The organism is Sporosarcina ureae (assembly GCF_029267015.1).
Lineage (GTDB): Bacteria > Bacillota > Bacilli > Bacillales_A > Planococcaceae > Sporosarcina > Sporosarcina ureae_D.
In genome coordinates, this window is record NZ_JARIEA010000044.1 from 64,356 (window position 1) to 84,888 (window position 20,533).

At 37.9% G+C, this 20,533-nt stretch carries 22 protein-coding genes and 1 riboswitch; of the genes, 5 read left to right on the top strand and 17 right to left on the bottom strand.

What is annotated here, in order from left to right; all coding sequences use genetic code 11:
- Nucleotides 1-30 precede the first annotated feature (30 nt).
- A complete protein-coding gene (locus tag Q7P97_RS06860; protein ID WP_303968360.1) occupies nt 31-408 on the bottom strand; it encodes a rhodanese-like domain-containing protein in 378 nt (125 codons plus the stop codon).
- 187 nt (nt 409-595) lie between these two features.
- Here Q7P97_RS06860 and Q7P97_RS06865 point away from each other — a divergent pair, with 187 nt between their 5' ends.
- On the top strand, nt 596-2,101 hold the full coding sequence (locus Q7P97_RS06865) for an MDR family MFS transporter (RefSeq protein WP_303968363.1): 1,506 nt from the start codon (nt 596-598) through the stop codon (nt 2,099-2,101).
- 193 nt (nt 2,102-2,294) lie between these two features.
- On the opposite strand, the gene Q7P97_RS06870 is transcribed toward Q7P97_RS06865, so the two are convergent.
- From Q7P97_RS06870 to Q7P97_RS06930, 12 genes are all read right to left on the bottom strand, one after another.
- Nucleotides 2,295-2,675: a DUF3887 domain-containing protein gene (locus Q7P97_RS06870; RefSeq protein WP_303968365.1), complete on the bottom strand. Its 381-nt coding sequence runs from the start codon at nt 2,673-2,675 to the stop codon at nt 2,295-2,297.
- Nucleotides 2,672-3,346, bottom strand: a complete 675-nt coding sequence (locus Q7P97_RS06875) for a YhfC family glutamic-type intramembrane protease (protein ID WP_303968368.1) — start codon at nt 3,344-3,346, stop codon at nt 2,672-2,674. Before Q7P97_RS06875 ends, Q7P97_RS06870 begins: the two co-directional genes overlap by 4 nt.
- Before the next feature lie 142 nt (nt 3,347-3,488).
- Entirely contained in the window at nt 3,489-3,629 is a 141-nt protein-coding gene (locus tag Q7P97_RS06880; protein WP_303968370.1) for a hypothetical protein, read from the bottom strand.
- A 115-nt stretch (nt 3,630-3,744) separates the two neighbouring features.
- On the bottom strand, nt 3,745-5,010 hold the full coding sequence (locus Q7P97_RS15555) for a D-alanyl-D-alanine carboxypeptidase family protein (RefSeq protein ID WP_369684264.1): 1,266 nt from the start codon (nt 5,008-5,010) through the stop codon (nt 3,745-3,747).
- Nucleotides 5,011-5,190: 180 nt separating this feature from the next.
- The gene (locus tag Q7P97_RS06895; RefSeq protein WP_303968373.1) at nt 5,191-6,255 is read right to left on the bottom strand and encodes a GGDEF domain-containing protein; all 1,065 of its coding nucleotides are present in this window, start codon (nt 6,253-6,255) and stop codon (nt 5,191-5,193) included.
- A 135-nt stretch (nt 6,256-6,390) separates the two neighbouring features.
- Nucleotides 6,391-6,984 carry a class I SAM-dependent methyltransferase gene (locus Q7P97_RS06900; RefSeq protein WP_303968376.1) on the bottom strand — a complete coding sequence of 198 codons (594 nt, stop codon included), beginning with the start codon at nt 6,982-6,984 and terminating at the stop codon, nt 6,391-6,393.
- Nucleotides 6,985-7,074: 90 nt separating this feature from the next.
- Nucleotides 7,075-7,401, bottom strand: a complete 327-nt coding sequence (locus tag Q7P97_RS06905) for a monothiol bacilliredoxin BrxC family protein (protein ID WP_303968379.1) — start codon at nt 7,399-7,401, stop codon at nt 7,075-7,077.
- A 166-nt stretch (nt 7,402-7,567) separates the two neighbouring features.
- Nucleotides 7,568-7,789 carry a small, acid-soluble spore protein tlp gene (locus tag Q7P97_RS06910; protein WP_303968382.1) on the bottom strand — a complete coding sequence of 74 codons (222 nt, stop codon included), beginning with the start codon at nt 7,787-7,789 and terminating at the stop codon, nt 7,568-7,570.
- Between the two features lie 88 nt (nt 7,790-7,877).
- Nucleotides 7,878-9,887 carry an acyltransferase family protein gene (locus Q7P97_RS06915; protein ID WP_303968384.1) on the bottom strand — a complete coding sequence of 670 codons (2,010 nt, stop codon included), beginning with the start codon at nt 9,885-9,887 and terminating at the stop codon, nt 7,878-7,880.
- Between the two features lie 169 nt (nt 9,888-10,056).
- On the bottom strand, nt 10,057-11,739 hold the full coding sequence (locus Q7P97_RS06920; RefSeq protein ID WP_303968387.1) for a hypothetical protein: 1,683 nt from the start codon (nt 11,737-11,739) through the stop codon (nt 10,057-10,059).
- Nucleotides 11,740-11,756: 17 nt separating this feature from the next.
- Nucleotides 11,757-12,692: a hypothetical protein gene (locus tag Q7P97_RS06925; protein ID WP_303968390.1), complete on the bottom strand. Its 936-nt coding sequence runs from the start codon at nt 12,690-12,692 to the stop codon at nt 11,757-11,759.
- A gap of 342 nt (nt 12,693-13,034) precedes the next feature.
- The gene (locus tag Q7P97_RS06930) at nt 13,035-13,562 is read right to left on the bottom strand and encodes a D-glycero-alpha-D-manno-heptose-1,7-bisphosphate 7-phosphatase (protein WP_303968393.1); all 528 of its coding nucleotides are present in this window, start codon (nt 13,560-13,562) and stop codon (nt 13,035-13,037) included.
- A 214-nt stretch (nt 13,563-13,776) separates the two neighbouring features.
- Here Q7P97_RS06930 and Q7P97_RS06935 point away from each other — a divergent pair, with 214 nt between their 5' ends.
- Together Q7P97_RS06935 and Q7P97_RS06940 are read left to right on the top strand one after the other, a co-directional pair.
- Nucleotides 13,777-15,186: an MDR family MFS transporter gene (locus Q7P97_RS06935; RefSeq protein WP_303968396.1), complete on the top strand. Its 1,410-nt coding sequence runs from the start codon at nt 13,777-13,779 to the stop codon at nt 15,184-15,186.
- 184 nt (nt 15,187-15,370) lie between these two features.
- A protein-coding gene (locus Q7P97_RS06940; RefSeq protein ID WP_303968399.1) for an IS3 family transposase occupies nt 15,371-16,701 on the top strand; the annotation gives its coding sequence in 2 pieces (ribosomal slippage) (nt 15,371-15,752 and nt 15,752-16,701; 1,332 coding nt in all).
- Nucleotides 16,702-16,978: 277 nt separating this feature from the next.
- Here the strand turns inward: Q7P97_RS06940 and Q7P97_RS06945 are convergent.
- Nucleotides 16,979-17,383 (bottom strand): hypothetical protein, encoded by a 405-nt coding sequence (locus Q7P97_RS06945; RefSeq protein WP_303968402.1) that lies wholly within the window; start codon nt 17,381-17,383, stop codon nt 16,979-16,981.
- Nucleotides 17,384-17,778: 395 nt separating this feature from the next.
- Between Q7P97_RS06945 and Q7P97_RS06950 the strand changes: the two genes are divergently transcribed.
- Nucleotides 17,779-17,991 carry a helix-turn-helix transcriptional regulator gene (locus Q7P97_RS06950; protein WP_303968404.1) on the top strand — a complete coding sequence of 71 codons (213 nt, stop codon included), beginning with the start codon at nt 17,779-17,781 and terminating at the stop codon, nt 17,989-17,991.
- Nucleotides 17,988-18,473, top strand: a complete 486-nt coding sequence (locus tag Q7P97_RS06955; RefSeq protein WP_099624726.1) for a hypothetical protein — start codon at nt 17,988-17,990, stop codon at nt 18,471-18,473. Before Q7P97_RS06950 ends, Q7P97_RS06955 begins: the two co-directional genes overlap by 4 nt.
- Before the next feature lie 46 nt (nt 18,474-18,519).
- Here Q7P97_RS06955 and Q7P97_RS06960 read toward each other — a convergent pair whose 3' ends face one another.
- The 3 genes from Q7P97_RS06960 to Q7P97_RS06970 form a co-directional block, all read right to left on the bottom strand.
- Complete coding sequence (locus tag Q7P97_RS06960) at nt 18,520-19,029, bottom strand: QueT transporter family protein (RefSeq protein ID WP_085426646.1); 510 nt, start codon at nt 19,027-19,029, stop codon at nt 18,520-18,522.
- A 154-nt stretch (nt 19,030-19,183) separates the two neighbouring features.
- Nucleotides 19,184-19,939 (bottom strand): 3-oxoacyl-ACP reductase, encoded by a 756-nt coding sequence (locus Q7P97_RS06965; protein ID WP_303968410.1) that lies wholly within the window; start codon nt 19,937-19,939, stop codon nt 19,184-19,186.
- Nucleotides 19,940-19,994: 55 nt separating this feature from the next.
- Complete coding sequence (locus tag Q7P97_RS06970; RefSeq protein ID WP_303968411.1) at nt 19,995-20,216, bottom strand: DUF2829 domain-containing protein; 222 nt, start codon at nt 20,214-20,216, stop codon at nt 19,995-19,997.
- Between the two features lie 212 nt (nt 20,217-20,428).
- Nucleotides 20,429-20,528, top strand: a riboswitch (purine riboswitch).
- Nucleotides 20,529-20,533: the final 5 nt, after the last annotated feature.

Sequence of the window (20,533 nt, forward strand, 5' to 3'; positions counted from 1 at the left end):
ATAGCTAGTAGGCAGTCGCTTGTTTTCTCTTTATTCTACTTCCCCCTGCCAAGTTGACATGCCTTCTGAAACATTGATTACATCATATCCTTCGTCAAATAAAATCTCACTTGCCGTCTTCGAACGGCTTCCACTTCGGCAAACGACGACGTACGTCTGGTCTTTATCTAAACCAGTTCTATCACCAGTTTGTATGTGTGATAAAGGCATATTAATTGCACCTATAATATGCCCGTCTTCAAATTCATCTATTTCTCTTACATCCAATACTATATCGCCTCCCTTTTGCAAGGTTTCAATATCCTTCAAATCTACTGTTTGATATACTTCTTCTTTATTACCTTCATTTGTCGTACCACAAGCTGCTAATACTAAAACGGTTACGATTAACCATAAAACTTTTTTCATATCTTCACCTCTATATGATTTTCTTCTATTGTATCTCAATGATGTTATAACGCAAAAATGATTACTAGAACACTTAACAGTTTTTTGATTTGAGGAACATATTAATCATGCACTGAGAGAGTAATACTGCTAAAATTAAGTAGCTCATATACTTTTATGAAGTGCAGGCGGTAAAGGAGTGGAATAAATGGACGATAAGAAAACGCTGCGTTTAGTTCTAGCTGGTATCCTGCTCGGTATTTTAATGTCTGCGATGGATAATACCATTGTCGCAACTGCGCTCGGTTCAATTCTAGGTGATCTAGGTGGAGTCGATAGTTATATATGGATTACTTCCGCTTATGCAGTAGCTGTACTTGCTGGGATGCCGATTTTTGGTAAGTTGTCAGATATGTATGGCCGCAAAAGATTTTTCATGTTTGGTATTATTGTTTTTATGATTGGTTCAGCACTATGCGGTGTTGCACAATCCGTGCCACAGTTAGCTGTTTTTCGTGCTATTCAAGGAATCGGCGGAGGCGCTTTACTCCCCATCGCGTTCACTATTGTATTTGACGTATTCCCTCCAGAAAAACGTGGAAAAATGACAGGTATTCTAGGTGCAGTCTTTGGAGCATCTAGCGTCATCGGTCCATTACTGGGTGCTTGGATTACGGAGTCTAGTAGTTGGCACTGGGTATTCTATGTCAATATTCCTATTGGACTCGTTTCCTTATTTCTAATTTATCGCTTTTATAAAGAAGCAACTGAACCTTCCAAGCAGGCTATTGATTGGCTCGGTGCGATTACACTAGTCACTGCCATTGTCAGTTTGATGTTTGGACTTGAATTTGGCGGTAAACAATTTGCATGGTCTTCTTGGCAAAGCATTACATTATTTAGTCTATTTACGGTGTTTTTCATTATATTTTTAGTGGCAGAGACGAAAGCGAATGAACCGATTATTTCATTTTGGATGTTTAAAAGCCGTCTTTTCGCCTCTTCACAAGTCTTAGCACTTCTTTACGGCGCTACTTTCATAGGTTTAACGATTTTCATTCCTATTTTCGTGCAAGCTGTATATGGTGGCTCCGCAACGAATGCCGGAATTATTCTTATGCCGATGTTACTTGGATCGGTCGTCGGAAGTGCGCTAGGTGGTATCTTACAGACTAAAACGAGTTATCGGAAAATCATGGTCATTTCCGTAATTGCCTATTCGATCGGAATGATTTTGATGAGTACGATTACCCCTGATACTTCCCGTTCCATCCTATCTTTCTATATGGTGTTTGTTGGATTTGGTGTTGGATTTTCCTTCTCACTTTTACCAGCCGCCACTGTGCACAATATGGATTTCCGATTCAGAGGTTCAGCCAACTCAACAAATGCTTTTTTCCGATCATTAGGATTGGCACTGGGCATCACGATCTTCGGAGCAATCCAAACCAAATTATTGGCAAGTGAATTGGCATCCGGTTTTGCTAAACTCCCTAACGGAGACAATAGTGCCGTGGGTAGTATACAAAACGCTTTTTTACCTGAAGTCCGAAAAACCATTCCAGAAGATATATTAAATGTCATGACACATGCTATGTCTAATTCTATTTCTACGACATTTCTATGGGCACTTATTCCGGTTGCCATTTCTATACTAGCCGTATTCTATATGGGGCCAGAACGATTGAGCATACCAAATCAAAAGAAAAAGTAAATGTTCAACAATAAAACGATACACCGTTACCGAATGAGTATTGTCTGCGTCAACTTCATTCCATCCATGTTCATACAATTCTTTTTTGGAAAGATTCTCTCTAGGTTTTGCACAAAAAATTTAACGAACAAAATCCATAAAAAAAGCCCTAACGAGAATGTACTTTATCTCGTTAGAACTTTTATGGTGGTATTTATTTCACGAAAAACCCTGCAATTTGCTGTTGGTCATCAAACGTAATCGTATAGACACGTTTATCTTCTTTATATTCAGCAGCAATCGACGCTACAAAATACTGCTCTTTTTTTGCAACAGACTCTCTTTCGAAACTGACAAACTCCCCTGATTCTTTCACAATATCTGATACTTCCTTTAATTGCTCCACAGATAAAGAATCCTTCATCGTAGCATCAAACATTTCACGCATATCGTCGAATTTTTCTTCATTCAATAATGTGATGGCTTCCTTCGATTTTTCTATGTACTGAGCAGCATCAGATTCATCTACTGTGTTTTTACCACATGCAGCAAGCAATAAAACGACTGCCATAGTCAATAGGACAAGTTTTTTCATTGCCAGACTTCCCTCCTTTTACTATAGATTCCGTAGCTAATGACGCTAACCGCTACGAATGCAAGAATACTCTCTATTGATAATACCACATACTCTTGCGGAATAAATACAGGCAAAATTCCGATCATTGAGTCGATCCCTGCATGTATGGCAATAGCAATCACCAGATAGGAAAGACGTTTCTGTTTTATGCCGCGCAGCACGATGATTGACAGTCCTATGTGCAGCAGCATAGCAAAGAATCGCTCGACACCCGCTACAGCAAGCATTCCGTTGCCTACTGTAAGTGGAAATACGGAAAGCATAGGAATTCCTACAATGATCAGCGCTTCAATACCACCATGCCCTGCTCCAAACAAAAATCCTGACAGCCAGTCCCTTTGCTTCATCAAATACCGCATAGCAAGATAGCGTGCTCCTTCTTCAAATAGTGCAGCAGAGAATCCAAGCACGATAGCGTACTGTATGGGATGTACACTACTAAAAAACAAAAAGTCTATACTGTTCTTTTCCACGTATTGTAATAGTGGGATGCGTATAAGGAACTGGGATACAGTAAATGCAAGAACACCTAGAAAGAAAGGGATCCATCGTTTTTTTAAGATTGCATATATAACGAATGACAATGGTAAAACAATAGCTATAATGATTGTGAAAATCCAGCCTGTCATTCCGTCATCCCCCCCCTATTCCCTCATTATAATGATACCCCTAGTCTATCAATATCCTTTTAGTTTGGGAATAATCTTATTGGAAACAAACTACTATCTTCAATAAGTCCATTGCTGATTGCACTTCGTTTGAATCCTTATCTTAATCAGTAAGTATTTCTCCTTCTGATTTCGAAGGTTGTTCGATAAAAGTTTTTTCTGTTTCTGTTTCTGTTTCAGCAGAGCATGCGCTCAATAAACCGAGTGATAAAATGACACTGCTTATATAGAATCTTTTTTTCATTATATTCAGCTCCTTTCACATGTTTTTCCCGCTATACTACTAGATAATCTTAAAAGAATGAAAAAAGATCTACCAGAACATATAGTGCATGAACTGATAGAGTACTTTTGTATAACTATTCCCTTATTCCTACATATTCTTCTATAGTGTTTTGTTTTACATATATCTCTTTAGCAAGTGCTAGTCCAACATAGCGGTAATGCCAAGATTCATGCATATAGCCCGTAATGTCTTCTTTTCCTTTAGGATACCGCATGACAAAACCATATCGGTGGGCATTTGCTGCAAGCCATTTTCCAGCCTTGGTTGAACCAAATGACGCATTCGCCCAATGTTTCGGGGCATTCGCTTCACCGATATCAAATGCAAGTCCTGATTGATGTTCAGAATACCCAGGTCTCGCACTATAACGGTCAGCGGCTTTTATTCCGTCTCGTTTTACGTATTTTGCGTATAAATTCGTTTGATAATCAAATGAACGATACGTGCTAAATGCAGTTAATTTGATGCCTGACTTCTTCGCATCAACAGCCATCTTCGTAAATTCCGCACGTGCAGTCCGGTCTTCGCCAGGCGCATAGTTCTTCGGCAAAGGATACTGCTTGTTAACAAGTAAAACTCCTTTTATATAGGTAGGTTTCTCTTGCAGTAGCTGACCTTCAATATATTTATCTGCCGGCAAGAAAATGGTAGGTTTTACGCGTGGGTCCACCCGTGAGACAGCCTGTAGCTTTGCTTTATTTACGACTGCAGAATTACTATCAGCCGGCAATTTATCATGTATAACAGTTGGTGATACTTCCTTTTTGTTCTGCTGATCTAGTCGATGGAATAATAATACGGCTTGTGCCCGGGTCAAACGATTTTTAGCTCCATACCTTTCGAGTAATGTATCAGCATGTGGAACTTGTCCAACTGTGATCTGCTCGTCGAATAAATACTGTATGGATTTCTCCAATTGATAAGATTGACCGTTCACGTACGAAATAACTTGTGCCACAACTCCTCGAGTCACAGGTTTATTTCGGTCACTTCTATCCTCATAACCGACTAAAGGTACTTTAAATCTTGCTAATGCTTCATATATATTATTCGACCATATTTTATTATCATGTGCTTTATATAGTACAGTTTCATCTTGAATTACCTTGTAATACCGTGTAAGAATTGCAGCGAAATGAGCTTCTGTAAGCCAGCTATTTGGCCGGAAGGTATGATCTTCGAAACCACCAACCAATCCTTTTGAATAAGCCCATTCGATAGAGTCCGCAGATGGGTACGATTGTATGTCCGTAAATTCATGCGCGTGCACTTCTTTTAGCGTAAAATTCAGCATAATGCCTAACAAACAAATAGTGAGGATCAATGTGATTTTTTTCATTCGTATGATCTCCTTTAATGTAAAAACAGCTATTCATAAAGTCCGTTTTGAATGACTTCGTGAACAGCTGAGTTCTCAGTGTTATTCTTTGACTAACGTGGCTGAACTTGCTTTGATAACCGATTCAGAGTAACAATATGTAAATGCCTGATAGGATTCCCCTATCACCTATATCAATCATTAAACGATCATTCGATTCCGTCCTTGATCTTTTGCTATGTAAAGTTTGCGATCTGCTTCTTTTATTGCATCATGTATAGAAGTTCCAGTAGGCCAGGATGCTATTCCAATAGAAACAGTTATCGGTATAGCTTGATTTAGTCCTACTTCAAAATGTGTGTGACGAATTTTTTCTTGAATTTCTTCTACTGTCTGACTGATACTATCCTTATCCTCTGTACAGATCCACAATAAAAATTCTTCTCCACCGTATCGCGCGGCTTGCAATGTATCTTTTTCAAACGACTTAAATATCTTTGATAACTTTACTAGAGTATCGTCGCCTGCAGCATGACCGTATTCATCATTCAAATCCTTGAAATGATCTACGTCGATCATCACCATAAAGTGATGCGTATTCTTTTCATTCATGTTGTGTTTAATTTCTGCACGACGAATGCATTCTTGACGGGTAAGTAGTTTAGTCAATTGATCATGCGTGGCGAGAAATTCCAGCTGTTTCTTCATAATAAGTCTACCGTTTTCGATTTCGATAACTGTATAGTAGATAAATGTGGCAAGTAAAAATGAAGAAAAGCGTAAAAAGCCAATCTGTTTAAGTATCTCTAGCCCATCATACGGATAGAATATAAGAGGTATATCGGATATAAACCAACAGATAGAAACCAATACTACTTTATCCCAGACTTTTTTACGATTCCCAATTATTCGCATGTATACTAATGCAAATATAGTCGGAAGCGACATACCAAATACAATTCCTGGAATAGCCCCGTCTCCTCCAAGTAAATAACGCCATATACAAGCAATGACTAACACAGGTATCGTTATATGCCATCCACTAAATATTGCGAGCATGATAAGCGGAATTAAACGTAAATCCAGGCGATAATTACTAAATTGAATGGGTAAGTAGAACATAGAAATTACTGTGATCGACATCAATATCACTATGTAAATCTGAAGCCGACGTCTGGAAAATCGTTCCCGATAACCGAGTAACGTTGTGACTGCCAAATGACTAAGCAAAATGACGGCTAAATTGGATAATATGGATTGAATCATTACTGTCTTGCTCCTTTGATTATGTAGCTAACAATAGTCATATTAATAGTAGTTAAGTAGAACTATACATGATAAAGGGTTCTAATTTCTACTACATCCGTTAAATAGGAGATATTATAAATATGACACCAATGATTATTTTTGGTTTGTACTGTGTATAGACAAAAACAAGCCTGCGTATAATGATTCCACACTTTCTATAAAAATCCCCGAATTGGTGATTGTCGATAGGGTATTACGGTTTAATTGACACCCATCGCATACTTTTTCCCAAAACGGATTTAATAGATCTTGTGTTTTTGCCAGACCTGGTTGTTTCATTTTGACATGTTCGAAAAATAAAATAGCGCTACCTGGTTTGCTAACACGCTGAATTTCTTTCAAGGCTAGAATTGGATCTGGTATTGTACAAAATACTAATGTCGCAATCACCGTGTCAAATGAATTGTCAGGAAAAGGCAATGATTCCGCTTTTGCTTCATATAAAGTAATAGGCACACTGGCTTTTCTACCTCGGCTTACTGCCAAGCGACTCATTTGAGGATTCGGTTCAATTGCGGCTACGTGATTCGCTTGTTGATAATAAGGAAAATTGATACCTGTTCCAGAACCAATTTCTAATACGTTTCCTTTTGCATTACGAATTAACTCCGTTCGAACTCTTTTAAACCTAGTTATTTCTAGAGGCTTCATAGCCATGTCATAGATTCTGGGGAATAAACTTGCCATCAGTAGAACTCCTTTTGTCGCTTCATTATTTTTTATCAGACATTGTGTAGATGCGGTTATCTGAATGTCTAAAGACGGTTTTCCAATACATCAGACGTATTCTTTTATTGCATCCAATAAAATCTGTTCTTTGATTTGATAATGCGTGGCTTGCCAGATGCCTCGTTTATCTTTCACTATCAATAATTGAGGAACTTCGTGAGGTACACCTAGATCCGATTCAATAGTAGCGGATAGTTTCTTACTTATTTGGGTGATGACGATATATATTGGAAGTTCTGTACGCAGTCCATCCAATTCCTTTTTAGCCGCTAAACTGCTGATAGATGTCATGCTAGATTTAAATAACAGGAACGGTTGTGTATCCGACCCTTCTAGCAAGTCATGCCACTCTTCGATTTTTTTAATTCTTTTCATCTTGTATTCTCTCCTTATATGGAAAAACCATGTAATGTAGTAGACACTTCTATTCTATACAGCGTTCGATATGCATTCCTCTATTTTGCTTATGGAAATCAAGCATTACAGACAGCAAAATCCTCACTTTTACAAGTGAGGATCATACATATTCTATGTGAAAAACTTATAAATAACCATTAATTCTTGACTTGTCTTCCTCACTTATTTCTTCCTTTAAAGCTTCGATACTTTCCGCTCTGCGTTCATTTTTCTTTTGGATTTGCTTGAACTCTTCCCCTTCAGCAAACTTCATCGCGTCTTCTGCGGCTTCCATATTGCTGATGGTTTTATTCAATCGTTTTTTATTATCTGCAGGGTCATTCGGTTTTGGATACTTGTTCGACATCATATGCACTCCCTTATATATATTTGGGTAATCTACGATAGTCTTTCCTACTTCCTTTGAATTATGCAGAATTTAAATCGACAATCCATTATTTACGTAGATCAGGTGTATCCAGACTGTCGAATGCTTGTTGCAAAGGTTCTTTCAATGCAGGTGCAAGAGTTTTAGCATATTCTGCAGTGATGTGATTATCATCTCGATAGACGATAATATTGCCGATTACAGGTGAACAAGTTGTTTCATCGCAAAATGAATCTGTAAGGTCTGCGAAGAATACATTCGAAGGAATTCCCTCTGTCACTTTCCACGGATCTTCTTTCGCGATAGCTTCATCCCGTGGTACAGAACACTCCAAAGGATCATCAGCTTGTTCTAGACAGACAGGGATAATGGTCTTCATACGTGGATTATCACGAATTGCAAAAACGGTAGTGATTCCTTCAAGTCTCTTCCACTGATTGATGAATCCTCTCGGTACTTTTGGACGTTTATTCACTGTAGACGTCGTGAAGACAAGGTCAGGTGGATCTTTAATTAGCATATCTATTAAGTTCTTATTCCACGGAATACATGCTTCTGTTAAGTTTCCTTTACTATCTTCGTCTGTAAACCGACATCCGTCATGGCTATATAAATCGATTTTAAAATTCATTTCTTTTGATAGCTCAATCAATGCGGGGAACCAGTGTCCAGAGTGTGATCCGCCTACAAGTGCCACAGTGAAATCATAGTCTCTTAATACGCCATAAGAACATTTTCTAACCTCTATAAGATTGGCTGACTGGCATTCCAAATCTTTATAAAATGAAGGTAGATCTGTTTTGATTTCCACTGGTGAAGGAATGGGTTCAACATCAGGTATATTTTTTAATTGATAAAAATTTGCCTCCGCACCTGGATAATCTTTAATTTCTACTACGTCCGAGCTGGCTGTTGCTTTCTCGATATAAGCCGAAATAGAAAATATCGAGCTACAAGCAAGCACTAACATCATAGTCAGCACGAAGACCAGTTTCCCTTTCTGCTGGTTTCTACCTATTTTCTGAACAGGCTTCTCCAATAACTTAGTAGAAACCAAAGATAAACCAAACGTTACAACGACCAGCAGAATGCCGTCAACGATTGGAACGGTTTCCACTTCCATATAAGACCGATAGAAAATCAATAATGGCCAATGCCATAAATACACGCCATATGAAAGACTACCTAAATAAATCAGCGGTTTCGTCGCCAAAAATCGGTTGACTCCATATACGGTAATACTTTCAGAAGCAATTAAAATAAGTAATGCACCACTAATAGGTAGTAATGCCAAGTAACCAGGGAAAACTGTAGAAACTGGTAGTATGACTCCTGTTAAACAGATGATTAGTAGACCGAACCATCCTAGTACCACGCTAAGTCTTTTATTGAATACTAAGTATGGAGAGAGTAACGCAAAAATACCGCCGATACTGAACTCCCACATTCTTGTGAATGTATTGAAATATGCAAAAGGCTGATTAACGTTTGTTTGATAGATTGAGAAGATCATCGACAAAGAACATACGATAATAAGTGACCCTAGTAGTGTTTTATAAACAGGCATCTTTAAAACTTTACGTGCGATGTAGTATGTACTAGATAGTATGATAGGCCATAGAAGATAGAATTGTCCTTGAACACTTAAAGACCAAAAATGTTGAAATGGACTAGCCAAATTATCTTTCGCTAAATAATCAACAGAATCAAACGCCAGTCGCCAATTTTCAAAATAAAACGTAGAGGCCATCATATGCGAAATGATTTCTCCCCATTCAAACTGAGGAAGAAAAATCACTGCCATAATCCCAGTAAAAATCACGACAACGATTGCTTGCGGAAATAATCTCCTTGTTAAATTCAGAAAATAATCGATGAAATTTACTGATCCTGTACGTTCTATCCGCGATAATATAGAAAGTGTCATCAAATAACCGGAAATGATAAAGAATACATCAATTCCTCCCGAAACCCTTCCTAACCATATATGGTAAATCACGATTAATAACGTAGCAATTGTTCGTATCCCTTCTATTTCAGGACGAAATCTCTTGTTCGGTAATAATAGATCTTTCATTTACTTCCCCCATCTGAAAAATCTTCTTCAATTTAGTTCATTGATTACTATATCACAAATTCAATCTTGTTTTTACTTCTATTTACAATGAAAATAAACGGCTAAACATCAATAAAACACAAAGAAAAACAGAAGCGACGAAAGGCTTCTGTTTCTTCTTTATCTCGCATCATTTCACTTTAAATGCGTCTTGTAAGTAATAGTAGGACTTCTTCAATCGCTCCTCATACATCGGTACTTGCCAGTTATCCCATGTGTAACTCTTTAAAGCATCTACTTTCATACGATCTATCCGAGGGAATGAATCAAGTACTTCTCCGTCAGAGGAAGTTAGAACAGCGCCTATGAAAATCTCTTCTACATTAGTACTAGTCTGCGTTCCATCTGCCAATAGGTTCTCAATGAATTCTTTTTTGCTTGGATCTTTTGCTTGAAGGAGCATCCAAGGTATTCTCAACTCCAGCATGCCGTCTTTCACATGGTAATCAGCAAGTGAATCATACATTTTAGATTCTGGATCCCCGTTACCTTCTCGTAATTTACCGGTTTCATAGGAACTGAATGGTATCGTACGCTTTTCATTTTTCACATGATATTTACGATTTAATGCATATTGCATCGGAATAAACTGATCAGTTCGGCCTTTCATTGCTTGGTCGGGAACGTATCCAACATCTTTCCCATAGTCATGATGGAATAAATCATAATGCGGATCAATCAACATACGAGATTTTCCACCATTAATTTTTGCAATAAATTCTAAGCCATTTGAAAATTGTATATCATTTATTCGACTAGCTCTACTGTTTCCACGATTCGGTATAGTATCGAAAACAATATTAAGAGCGTCCGTTTCACTTACTTCAGACTCTTTATAATCCATTCGAACATATAGGAAAGTCTCGTCATGGTCGATATACATCTTTTCTAATGGCCCTTTTTGGCTTTCATATAACGGTTCACTAGTCCAATCCTCTTCGTAACCTGCTACTTTGATTTTCAAAGGTTCAAAACTAACTAGACCAAATCTCTGTTCATTTGTCTGTGTGTTAGACCAGTATGGACGTCGATCAGGATTATCATAATCAGCAGTGTTCCATGTTCGTTTGAACCACTCATCTTGCCAAGAAAATACCAAGGCTCCCATCATGTTCTCATGTAGAATATCTTCATATAAATGAGTCAAGATTTCTCCTTGCTGTTTTTCGGATATAAAGCCTTGGTTCCAGCCAAATGGATTATTATGCGCTTTACCACGTGAAGCTGGAATACCAAATTCAGCTATTAAAATAGGTATACGATGTGCTTCATGTAAATCTTTCAAATACCCTGCATAGTTATTTTTCTTTCCTCTAAAATCAATAAACTCACGATAATTTTTCTCATAATTCAAGAAATCTGGATAGTATGGGTACACGTGGTACGATGCAAATTGACCTGGCTTGTCCATTTCGTTCTTTGTATAGATCAAGTTTGGATTAACCGACACAATATCTTCCTGTCCAGATGAATCGGAAGGGTGTGTAAGAAGATCCGTAGTGACCCAGTTGACGAAGCTCATTGGGCGGATTTGTTGATAGCTTTTCACTTCATAAGAAACTAAAACATCCATTTGTTCAGCTAACCAATATTCAAATGCCGCAGCACCTTTTGTTTCAAAATAGGTCCCTTGGTATTCTCCCAGATTGGGATGAAGCTTATTCGTGTTCTCTACCATAAACGGATACCATTCGATACCGATCATCCAAGCCGTCACCCACTGTGAAATGTCTGAATCATAAACACCCGAGGCATGGCCAGGTCGCGGCTGCACATCAGCGTTCCCATGAATAACATCTACTAGTTGAATCATTTCCTTTTGAAAATCTTCTAAATTCTCTTTTTCAAATGCATTTTACGAATTACAGCATCAAATTGTGTTGGAATACCCTTTTCCATTAATTTTTGTGTACCTTTAGTTGTAAGATCCCACTCATATGTAGCTAGTGTTTCACCTTTTTCAGCTGTTACGATATCGAACCATGAGTGAAATGGATGTGAACCTGAAACATTCAAACCTTCTTGCGCTAGATCGGTAAATTGTATATGAATACCTTCACCAGAAACTTCTTTATCTAGCTGTAATCCAAGTACCTCTCTTGTACTATCATTTACTAGTAGAAATCCAGGACCGTTAGAATCCCATGTAGTTTTTGGCTCTGAAAAAACTTTCTGTACTTCTTTGTTTTTTTCTGGATCTAGTTCATCTACATAAATACCTTTCCAACCAGAGAACATCACACCTAAACGATCAGCTACACGCGTCTGAACTTTTTCACTAGTAGGTGTAGAAAAGGAATCAAACTCTGCTATAAACATTGATGGCTGTTTAGTATTGAGACGTTTTAACATACGCTGCCATTCTACTTCACTAAGACCACCATGTGTTTTTTCATATACAGCAAGCAAAGGATCCATATCTTTCTGCTTAATTTCGTCAGTAGTGGCTGTATTGGCTAAATAAATAATATCCGTTTTTAAATAGTCTTCTGGCAATGGACGTAATTCGGAAATCCCTTTGCCTTCAACATTCGTAAATCCACCGTAATAATCACGTGCAGGGTCAAAAGATTTATTACGTGTGGTTTGCACTTTCATATAATTTAAAGTCCAATTAACCCCCAAATGTTTTGAATAGGAATCTTCGACTGCAGACTTATCTATAATGGCTATTTTCAGAGGTTGAGTACTTTTTAATAACCATAATCCTACAGGAATTACTAATATAAATGCACTAATCAACATGAAATTTACCAACTTTTTCATAAGTCTTCTCTCCCTCAACTATTACATTTTCATTAATTATTACTTAGGAAGGGTGATTTTCAACGAAAGTCAACGAATTTCACCAAATAAAAGGGTCCATAGTATCATTAATACAATTCATTTTATCAAATATAACATAACGTAAAACTTTATTACTATGTTTCTTCCATAATGTACTATTGAGAATCTAGTATGTTTTTAATTAAAAGGGTAGTTCAGATGATTATAGGGTATTGTATTAAATGCTGAGCCAATGGTCTGAATAAATTTCAATTTCATTATTTTAACGAGCGCTCCACTTCTACATACATAAAAAGAGTTGAAGTATTGCTCCAACTCTTTTCATATTTCTATATTATCGATAATCCACGGCGTAGCTTGGAGCAAATTTGGAAACACGGCGTCAGCTAACGGATCAGTAGTGCCAAGAAAAACGGTTTTTGTTCCTGCATGCTTACCAGCCATAATATCTGTATCTGTGTCCCCTACCATGTAAGAAGACGATAAGTCTACTTGGTATTTCTCTGCTAAATCAACTATCAACTTACTATTAGGCTTTCGACAATCACAACCTGATTTAGGCTTATGCGGACAGTACGCGACTTCCTGAATGTCAGCGTCTTCTTTAGCCAGTTCGGATTGCATATAAGTATGAATGGCTTGTAACTTAGATTCTTTCATGTAACCAAGTCCTACACCACCTTGGTTGGTCACAACAAAAATATAATCAAACACTTCATTCAATTGCCTAATCGCCTCTGGTACACCAGGTAAAAAATAGAGTTGATTTGGCTCGTTGACAAACTTTACACGGCTAGTAAGCACTTCATTAATGACACCATCCCGATCCAGAAATACGGCTTTTTTCATAACGTATTCGCTCCTTAAAATTCACTTAATGAGTAGCATATCCTTTTAGCATTTTTTTAAACACTAGTCCTATTCATCCCGTATCTACAGCGAATCAGTTAGGCAATATCATTGAGGTCTATGAAAATAACAACTAATATAGCATGTATATTAAATTTATAACGAATGCCGAATTACTTTGTGGCTACAACTAATTATGGGGTGATGCATAGACATGGTAAACTCACAAACATTTAATTTTAAAAAGAATCTTCCTCTGCTGATTGTTTTATTGTCGGGTGCTTTCATCACGATTCTCAACCAAACCCTTCTTGCTACTGCCTTACCGCCTATTATGAAGGATCTCAATATTGGAGAAAGTACGGTTCAATGGTTACAATCGATCTTCATGCTTGTGAACGGAATTATGATACCCATTACAGCTTTTTTAATCGGGAAATTCACGACTCGACGATTATTTCTTACTGCGATGAGTATATTCGCGTTAGGAACACTTGTGGCTGCAGTATCACCCAATTTTTCAGTGCTATTAATAGGACGCGTCTTGCAAGGTGCTGGTGCAGGTATTATGATGCCACTCCTGCAAACTATATTGTTTCTACTCTTTCCAATTGAACAACGTGGTAAAGCGATGGGATATTTCGGTCTAGTGATTGCATTTGCACCCGCTATAGGACCAACTTTATCTGGTTACCTCGTGGATCAATTCCCTTGGCGCAGCGTCTTCTACGTAGTATTACCATTTGCCCTCTTTAATATTATCGCGGCGTATTTCTTACTTAAAAACGTAACGAAAACAACTGATCCTAAAATGGACTATTTATCAATTGTGCTATCTACATTTGGTTTTGGTGGTCTTCTCTACGGTTTCAGTATTGCAGGTACGACTAGCTGGTTACACGCAAATGTCTTGATTTCACTAATTGTCGGTGCTATTTCGTTAGTCTGGTTTATTCTTAGACAATTGAATTTGAAAGAGCCTATTCTTGAGTTTAGGGTCTTTAAGTATGGCGTGTTTACGATGGCAACTAGTCTTGGCATGATCGTGTTTGCTTCGATGATTGGCACAACGGTTATCTTGCCACTATTCATGCAGACGATGCTTGGATTTAGTGCGTTCCATTCGGGTTTGATGCTATTGCCAGGTGCGATCGTCATGGGTGTCATGAACCCCGTTACCGGTACATTGTTTGATAAATATGGTGCCAAGTGGTTACTACTCACCGGTTTTGTTATTCTCACCATTACAACATTCGTTTTCGCTAATTTAACTGAAGAAACAACATTTGCTTATCTGGCTACATTGAATGCCATCCGAATGTTCGGTATTTCAATGGTCATGATGCCTTCGACTACACTGGGTTTGAATGAATTGCCGAATCGCTTAATTTCTCATGGTACGGCGATGAACAATACGTTCCGCCAAATGTCAGGCTCAATCGGTACTGCTGTACTCGTTACGGTTATGGTGACAACTGAAATTAACAACGGTACGGTTGCGGGGCAAATACATGGCGTGAATATGTCCTTCTTCGTTGCTGGTTGGATTTCAGTCGTAGGATTAATTTTAGCTATTTTGATTAAAGATCCGAGGAAAAGAAGTAAAGAAGTAAAAGCCTCATAGACAAATTTTCTGTCTCTCAGAGTATTAAACGGTTCTGTTCACTGGTACAAAATTAAATGAAATAACTAAAAAGCCACCTAATTCGCGTATTAAAATGTACCCTATAGGATAGACACTTTGAAAAAAGTCTATCTCATAGGGTATTTTTGTTTATAATGAAAAAAAGACGTGGGAGCGGATGAACATGACTGAACGATTGTTTACCACCAAAGAACAAGCACGATTACAATGCAATCCTAACGTACAAGCTGTTAGTGACAAATCTATCACGTATACAGATGAATTTAAGCGCCAATTTATTGCGAAGAATGAAAAAGGAAGAATGCCCCGAGAGATTTTTGAAGAGGCTGGCTTAGATGCGGATTTAATTGGGGTAAAACGGATTAGATCTTCAGGTAAACGTTGGCGTGCTGCCTATCGAAAAAACGGGATAGAAGGCTTACAAGACACACGAAAAACGAATTCAGGCCGCCCATTAGAACGCGACTTAACACCAGAAGAAAAGATTGAACGATTGGAAGCGAAGAATCGTTTATTACAAGCGGAGAATGAACTGTTAAAAAAGCTAGATCTACTCGAAAGGCAGATGATGAAAAAGAAATCACAATCGAAACGACGCTGAAATTCGAACTCATCCATTACACCATCCAAAAGTATAAATTAAACCGTTTGGTGAGCTACTTATGCGAAATCATGGAGGTGTCTCGTTCGGGCTACTATAAGCACTTCGGAGAGAAGTCTAAACAGAAGCGTGCAATACAAGAACAAGCAGATGAAGACGTAAAGGAAATCATTTTAAAGGCCTATCATTTCCGAGGGCGAAAAAAAGGAGCACGCCAAATTAAAATGACACTCCAAAATCAGTATGGGATTACGTATAACCTAAAACGTATCCGCCGTATTATGAAGAAATTTGATATTATCTGTCCGATCCGCAAAGCCAATCCAGCACGTCGTATGGCCAAGGCGACGAAAGAACATCGCACATGTGAAAACAAACTACAGCGTGAGTTTAAGCAAGGAGTAGCTGGAAAAGTATTATTGACTGATATCACGTATTTGACGTATGGAAACGGCAGACGTGCTTATTTATCTACGGTTAAAGATGCCCAAACAAATGAAATACTCGCATATGAAATCTCTTCTTCTTTAGGTCTAGAAATCGCATTGAATACGCTTAAAAAACTTAAGAAACATCGTCATTTAACAGTCGATGCATTTATTCATTCGGATCAAGGATTTCATTATACGAGTCCACGATATCAAGCAGCAGTGAAGAAATTGGGATTAGGACAATCCATGTCACGCAGAGGGAACTGTTGGGATAACGCCCCACAGGAATCATTTTTTGGTCACTTCAAGGATGAAACCAATATAAAAGATTGTGAGTCACTAGAAGATGTAAAACGAGAGATCAAGAGTTATATGACTTATTACAACCATTATAGAGGTCAATGGAACTTGAAAAAGCTGCCACCTGTAATATACAGACGACAGCTCCAACAAGCAGCCTAGACTTTTTTAAAATTGTCCTTTACAAAGGGTACACTTTACACTTTAGAATTAGGTGGCTTTTTTCTCCTTATATACCATCAAGCTTTTGGATGAAATAACATCAAGCCCTAGATAGATCAGCTTTTTAACTCGTTGATCTGCGCTGTAGCCAGACGCGTGTCCTATGGGCGGGTGATGAATCTCTCGGAGTCGCCGGCTGTAACGAAGATCAACTGAGCGAGTGCGATTAACAATGTGCCACAATTGCGTCCATTAGTGAAATAAGCAAATTGCTTACTTAGTCTGAGTAAGAACCTCCTGGTAATGTGAATAAATAGAATCCATTGTCCCCTCTTAACTGCCACCCTTCAAAAAAACTACTATCGTGAAACAATTCAAGAAAAGTATTATCTTCAAATTCCAAAACTAAGTCAGACATCTCTTCAAAATGATAGATGTTCATAACCTTTTTACCCATAAGTATACTTTCAACATTCTTATAAGTGAATTTATCAGGGGCTTGGGTACAATCTGAAAACCCAATTAAGACTTGATTAGCAACTAGTAATCTCCAAGGACATTCAATAATTAACCCACCATTACTAAACCCCAATCCCAATGGTAAGTTTTTTTCTGTATTCACCTCAAAAACACTTTGTCCAAAAAAATAATTAAAATCAATACTACTTTGTTTCCTAAACATTTGGAGCACCACATTTCCATCCTAATTTCTACTGATAGGTTTATTCAAGTAAATGGCCGTTTGTTGAACTATGGGCCTACACATAATTCGTAATTAGTCTAGCATACTTATTCCAGTAGTTTGTTTAATCATCAAAATGGCACCGTTAATTTCAATGATACTTAACATTTTAAATCAGTGTGAATTCGCTTGTTATCTCAGATTTTGTACTACTTAACTAAATGGTGTACTCATCGTAGAGGAAGACTTTTTAATTCTTGTTATACATTACTTCAATCATTCTGTTTTCTCCATTTTGTCTAGATCAATACATACTTTGAGTTGCTTTAACTCTTGAATGTAAAGTAAACTAGACAAAAAGTATGGTTTAGTATACACTACAATTAGATGAGGTGATGAGTAGCGTGATAAAAAATCGTGTGAGGGAATTGCGTGCTCGAGCGGATTTGACGCAAGGTGAGCTTGCTGAACGGGTTGGAGTTACTCGGCAAACGATAGTGGCACTAGAAAAAGGAAGTTATACGCCTTCTCTTCTACTAGCTATGAACATTGCAGAAGTATTTATGCTTTCAATTGAAGAGATTTTCTATAAGGAGGATGCGCAATGAACCATGTATTTCTATCAGTCACATTACGAATTTTGTTATTCATTTCTTTAGCTATGATGGTATTTGACTTTTTACGTGTTGAGCAACAATTCACTCTCATGAACAGAGGGTATACAGAAGGGTTTTCTGTTCAAGTTACTTCGTGGCCCGGTTCATTAATGTTGATTGTTCTTTTTCTTTTTGTGGTAGGCAATGTAGTGTATTTTTTACGATTACGAAAAAACAAGAATACAGATATACGAGATTTTATAACATTTGAATATGATTCTACTGATGAACGTGCCATTGCAAATACACGGAAAGCTGTAAGTTATGCTTTTTCAGGTTTACTGATTTATTCCTTTTTCATGATCGGCTCGTTTATGTTTATTCCGAACTATTTCTTGGATCATATTTGGTATCCATTATTTGCAACTGCTTCTATTCCTATCAGCGGATTGATTATATATGCGATCTCTTTCACTGCCTTGCAACGTGCATAAATAGCATAATAAAAAGCACATTCACTATTTGCGAATGTGCTTTTTATTATTTAGTTAGATCTATTTTTTTATTCAATGCGTATATAACCATTCCACCAATTGTCATGGACAATAATTCACCAATACCCGCTGTTAGCCAAGTCGCCCAGAATGGGAAGCCAAGCAAGATGTTCAATTGAAAAGCAATTGCACACATAGATACTGCAAATACAATAGCAGTAATCACCATTTTCACAATATCATTTTTAATTTTCTTCACTAATGCACGGCTTATTAGCAAAGCAACCAATGTAGCCATCGAACCAATCGGCACATCCAATAACCAAGTAGGTGACATGAAGTTAGCAAGTGCTACACCTAACGTAACACCGACTATATAACGCTTATTATACAACGCGAGATAGTTGAACATTTCCGACAAACGCAGTTGAACCGCGCCAAAACTAATAACTGCAAATACAAATGTCACCGTTACATACAAAGCTGCAACGAGTGCTGTTTTTGCCAGTTCATTCACCGTACTTTTAGGTGAATCCTTTACATAAGACATACTCATATTATTTTCTCCTTTGTGAAATAGCTTAGTTGCTATTCCAGTAATAACTACGACCAAAGGAAGAAAGAACCTATCGTTCGATCAAAAGTGTCGTAGTGCAAACAGAATTTGCTTGCTTGGGTATTATAACAGAAGTTCCTGTATTAGAGAAGCTTTATTTCGCTATCCATCCGCCGTCGATAGGAATGACGGCACCATGGATGTAATCAGCTAAGGAACTGGCTATGTATAATGTGAGGTTTGCAACTTCAATTGGTTGCGCCCAACGTCCCGCGGGAGTTTCTTCTGCAACCCATTTCGCCATTTCACCATCACCTGCAAAATCTACCTCGTTCATTGGAGTTTGGATCGCGCCTGGCGCAATCGCGTTCGCACGAATCCCCTCACGACAATAATCCATATCCAGTTGCTTTGTATAGCCGACTATCGCATGTTTGGATGCAGTATAGGCTGCACCGCCACCACCTGCCACAAGCCCCGCAATAGAAGCCATATTCACGATGACACCCGACTTGTTAGCGAGCATATGTGGTAAGACTTCATTGGTCATGAAATAAGTACCTTTTACATTCGTATCCATAATTCGATCCCATAGCGCTTCATCAGTATCCAACGTTTTCGCAAAGCCATCCAGTACACCTGCTGTATTTAATAAAATATCAATGCTGCTAAATGTATGTATAGCTTCTTTAACGGCATGTTGGATATCTTCTTTCGAGCTGACACTTCCTATGACATATCTAAACTGATTTGGATACGATTGTTTCATCGTTTGCATATCACCTTCATTCATATCAAACGCAACTACATTCGCCCCGTTCTTAAGAAACGCATTCGCTTGTGCTTGCCCGATACCTGAAGCTGCCCCCGTTACCAGCACTGTCTTTCCTACATACTCTTCAAATTTCATACTATCCCTCCAAAATAAAAAACTCATGATCGCTCATGAGCTTTGATTCATTGTATTACTCTACGATAACCCAATCTTCTGCCAACAAGTCGCAAACTGTTGGAGTGAACATAGTATAGCCTTCTCCCGTTACGTCAATGACGAAATATGGGTTCATTTTTTTACCATCTTGCTCGCTCTCTCCTACTAGCTTGACGTATAGTTCTGCTCCACCCCAATTACTGCGAATTACTTTTTCGCCTGCTTTTAAACGTGGTAAAATCTCTTCAAATGTCATGTATATCCATCCTTTGTCCATGTTTTAATTCGTATAGTTTGTCGGGAAAAGTATACTTGATTGGGAAGTGTTTTACAACTAGTGACTATTAAAGCTGTAGCATCAGACGGATTCGTTTAAAAATCTGTTAATCATACCGCTTCACATTTTAAATAAAACTAGCCTTCTAGCTTGCCATTCTATAATTTCCATGATAAATTGAACAATAGAAAATTTCATTTACGGAATCAACATGTATAACCTCGATAATATGGTTCGAGGGTCTCTACCAGGAACCGTTAAATCCTGATTACAAAGTCATTTTTGTAATCGGGATT

What these genes read in the sequence shown, in the direction of transcription:
- Q7P97_RS06860 (WP_303968360.1), bottom strand. Translation starts at nt 408, where the DNA reads ATGAAAAAAGTTTTATGGTTAATCGTAACCGTTTTAGTATTAGCAGCT.
- Q7P97_RS06865 (WP_303968363.1), top strand. Translation starts at nt 596, where the DNA reads ATGGACGATAAGAAAACGCTGCGTTTAGTTCTAGCTGGTATCCTGCTC.
- Q7P97_RS06870 (WP_303968365.1), bottom strand. Translation starts at nt 2,675, where the DNA reads ATGAAAAAACTTGTCCTATTGACTATGGCAGTCGTTTTATTGCTTGCT.
- Q7P97_RS06875 (WP_303968368.1), bottom strand. Translation starts at nt 3,346, where the DNA reads ATGACAGGCTGGATTTTCACAATCATTATAGCTATTGTTTTACCATTG.
- Q7P97_RS06880 (WP_303968370.1), bottom strand. Translation starts at nt 3,629, where the DNA reads ATGAAAAAAAGATTCTATATAAGCAGTGTCATTTTATCACTCGGTTTA.
- Q7P97_RS15555 (WP_369684264.1), bottom strand. Translation starts at nt 5,010, where the DNA reads ATGAAAAAAATCACATTGATCCTCACTATTTGTTTGTTAGGCATTATG.
- Q7P97_RS06895 (WP_303968373.1), bottom strand. Translation starts at nt 6,255, where the DNA reads ATGATTCAATCCATATTATCCAATTTAGCCGTCATTTTGCTTAGTCAT.
- Q7P97_RS06900 (WP_303968376.1), bottom strand. Translation starts at nt 6,984, where the DNA reads ATGGCAAGTTTATTCCCCAGAATCTATGACATGGCTATGAAGCCTCTA.
- Q7P97_RS06905 (WP_303968379.1), bottom strand. Translation starts at nt 7,401, where the DNA reads ATGAAAAGAATTAAAAAAATCGAAGAGTGGCATGACTTGCTAGAAGGG.
- Q7P97_RS06910 (WP_303968382.1), bottom strand. Translation starts at nt 7,789, where the DNA reads ATGTCGAACAAGTATCCAAAACCGAATGACCCTGCAGATAATAAAAAA.
- Q7P97_RS06915 (WP_303968384.1), bottom strand. Translation starts at nt 9,887, where the DNA reads ATGAAAGATCTATTATTACCGAACAAGAGATTTCGTCCTGAAATAGAA.
- Q7P97_RS06920 (WP_303968387.1), bottom strand. Translation starts at nt 11,739, where the DNA reads ATGATTCAACTAGTAGATGTTATTCATGGGAACGCTGATGTGCAGCCG.
- Q7P97_RS06925 (WP_303968390.1), bottom strand. Translation starts at nt 12,692, where the DNA reads ATGAAAAAGTTGGTAAATTTCATGTTGATTAGTGCATTTATATTAGTA.
- Q7P97_RS06930 (WP_303968393.1), bottom strand. Translation starts at nt 13,562, where the DNA reads ATGAAAAAAGCCGTATTTCTGGATCGGGATGGTGTCATTAATGAAGTG.
- Q7P97_RS06935 (WP_303968396.1), top strand. Translation starts at nt 13,777, where the DNA reads ATGGTAAACTCACAAACATTTAATTTTAAAAAGAATCTTCCTCTGCTG.
- Q7P97_RS06945 (WP_303968402.1), bottom strand. Translation starts at nt 17,383, where the DNA reads ATGTTTAGGAAACAAAGTAGTATTGATTTTAATTATTTTTTTGGACAA.
- Q7P97_RS06950 (WP_303968404.1), top strand. Translation starts at nt 17,779, where the DNA reads ATGAGTAGCGTGATAAAAAATCGTGTGAGGGAATTGCGTGCTCGAGCG.
- Q7P97_RS06955 (WP_099624726.1), top strand. Translation starts at nt 17,988, where the DNA reads ATGAACCATGTATTTCTATCAGTCACATTACGAATTTTGTTATTCATT.
- Q7P97_RS06960 (WP_085426646.1), bottom strand. Translation starts at nt 19,029, where the DNA reads ATGAGTATGTCTTATGTAAAGGATTCACCTAAAAGTACGGTGAATGAA.
- Q7P97_RS06965 (WP_303968410.1), bottom strand. Translation starts at nt 19,939, where the DNA reads ATGAAATTTGAAGAGTATGTAGGAAAGACAGTGCTGGTAACGGGGGCA.
- Q7P97_RS06970 (WP_303968411.1), bottom strand. Translation starts at nt 20,216, where the DNA reads ATGACATTTGAAGAGATTTTACCACGTTTAAAAGCAGGCGAAAAAGTA.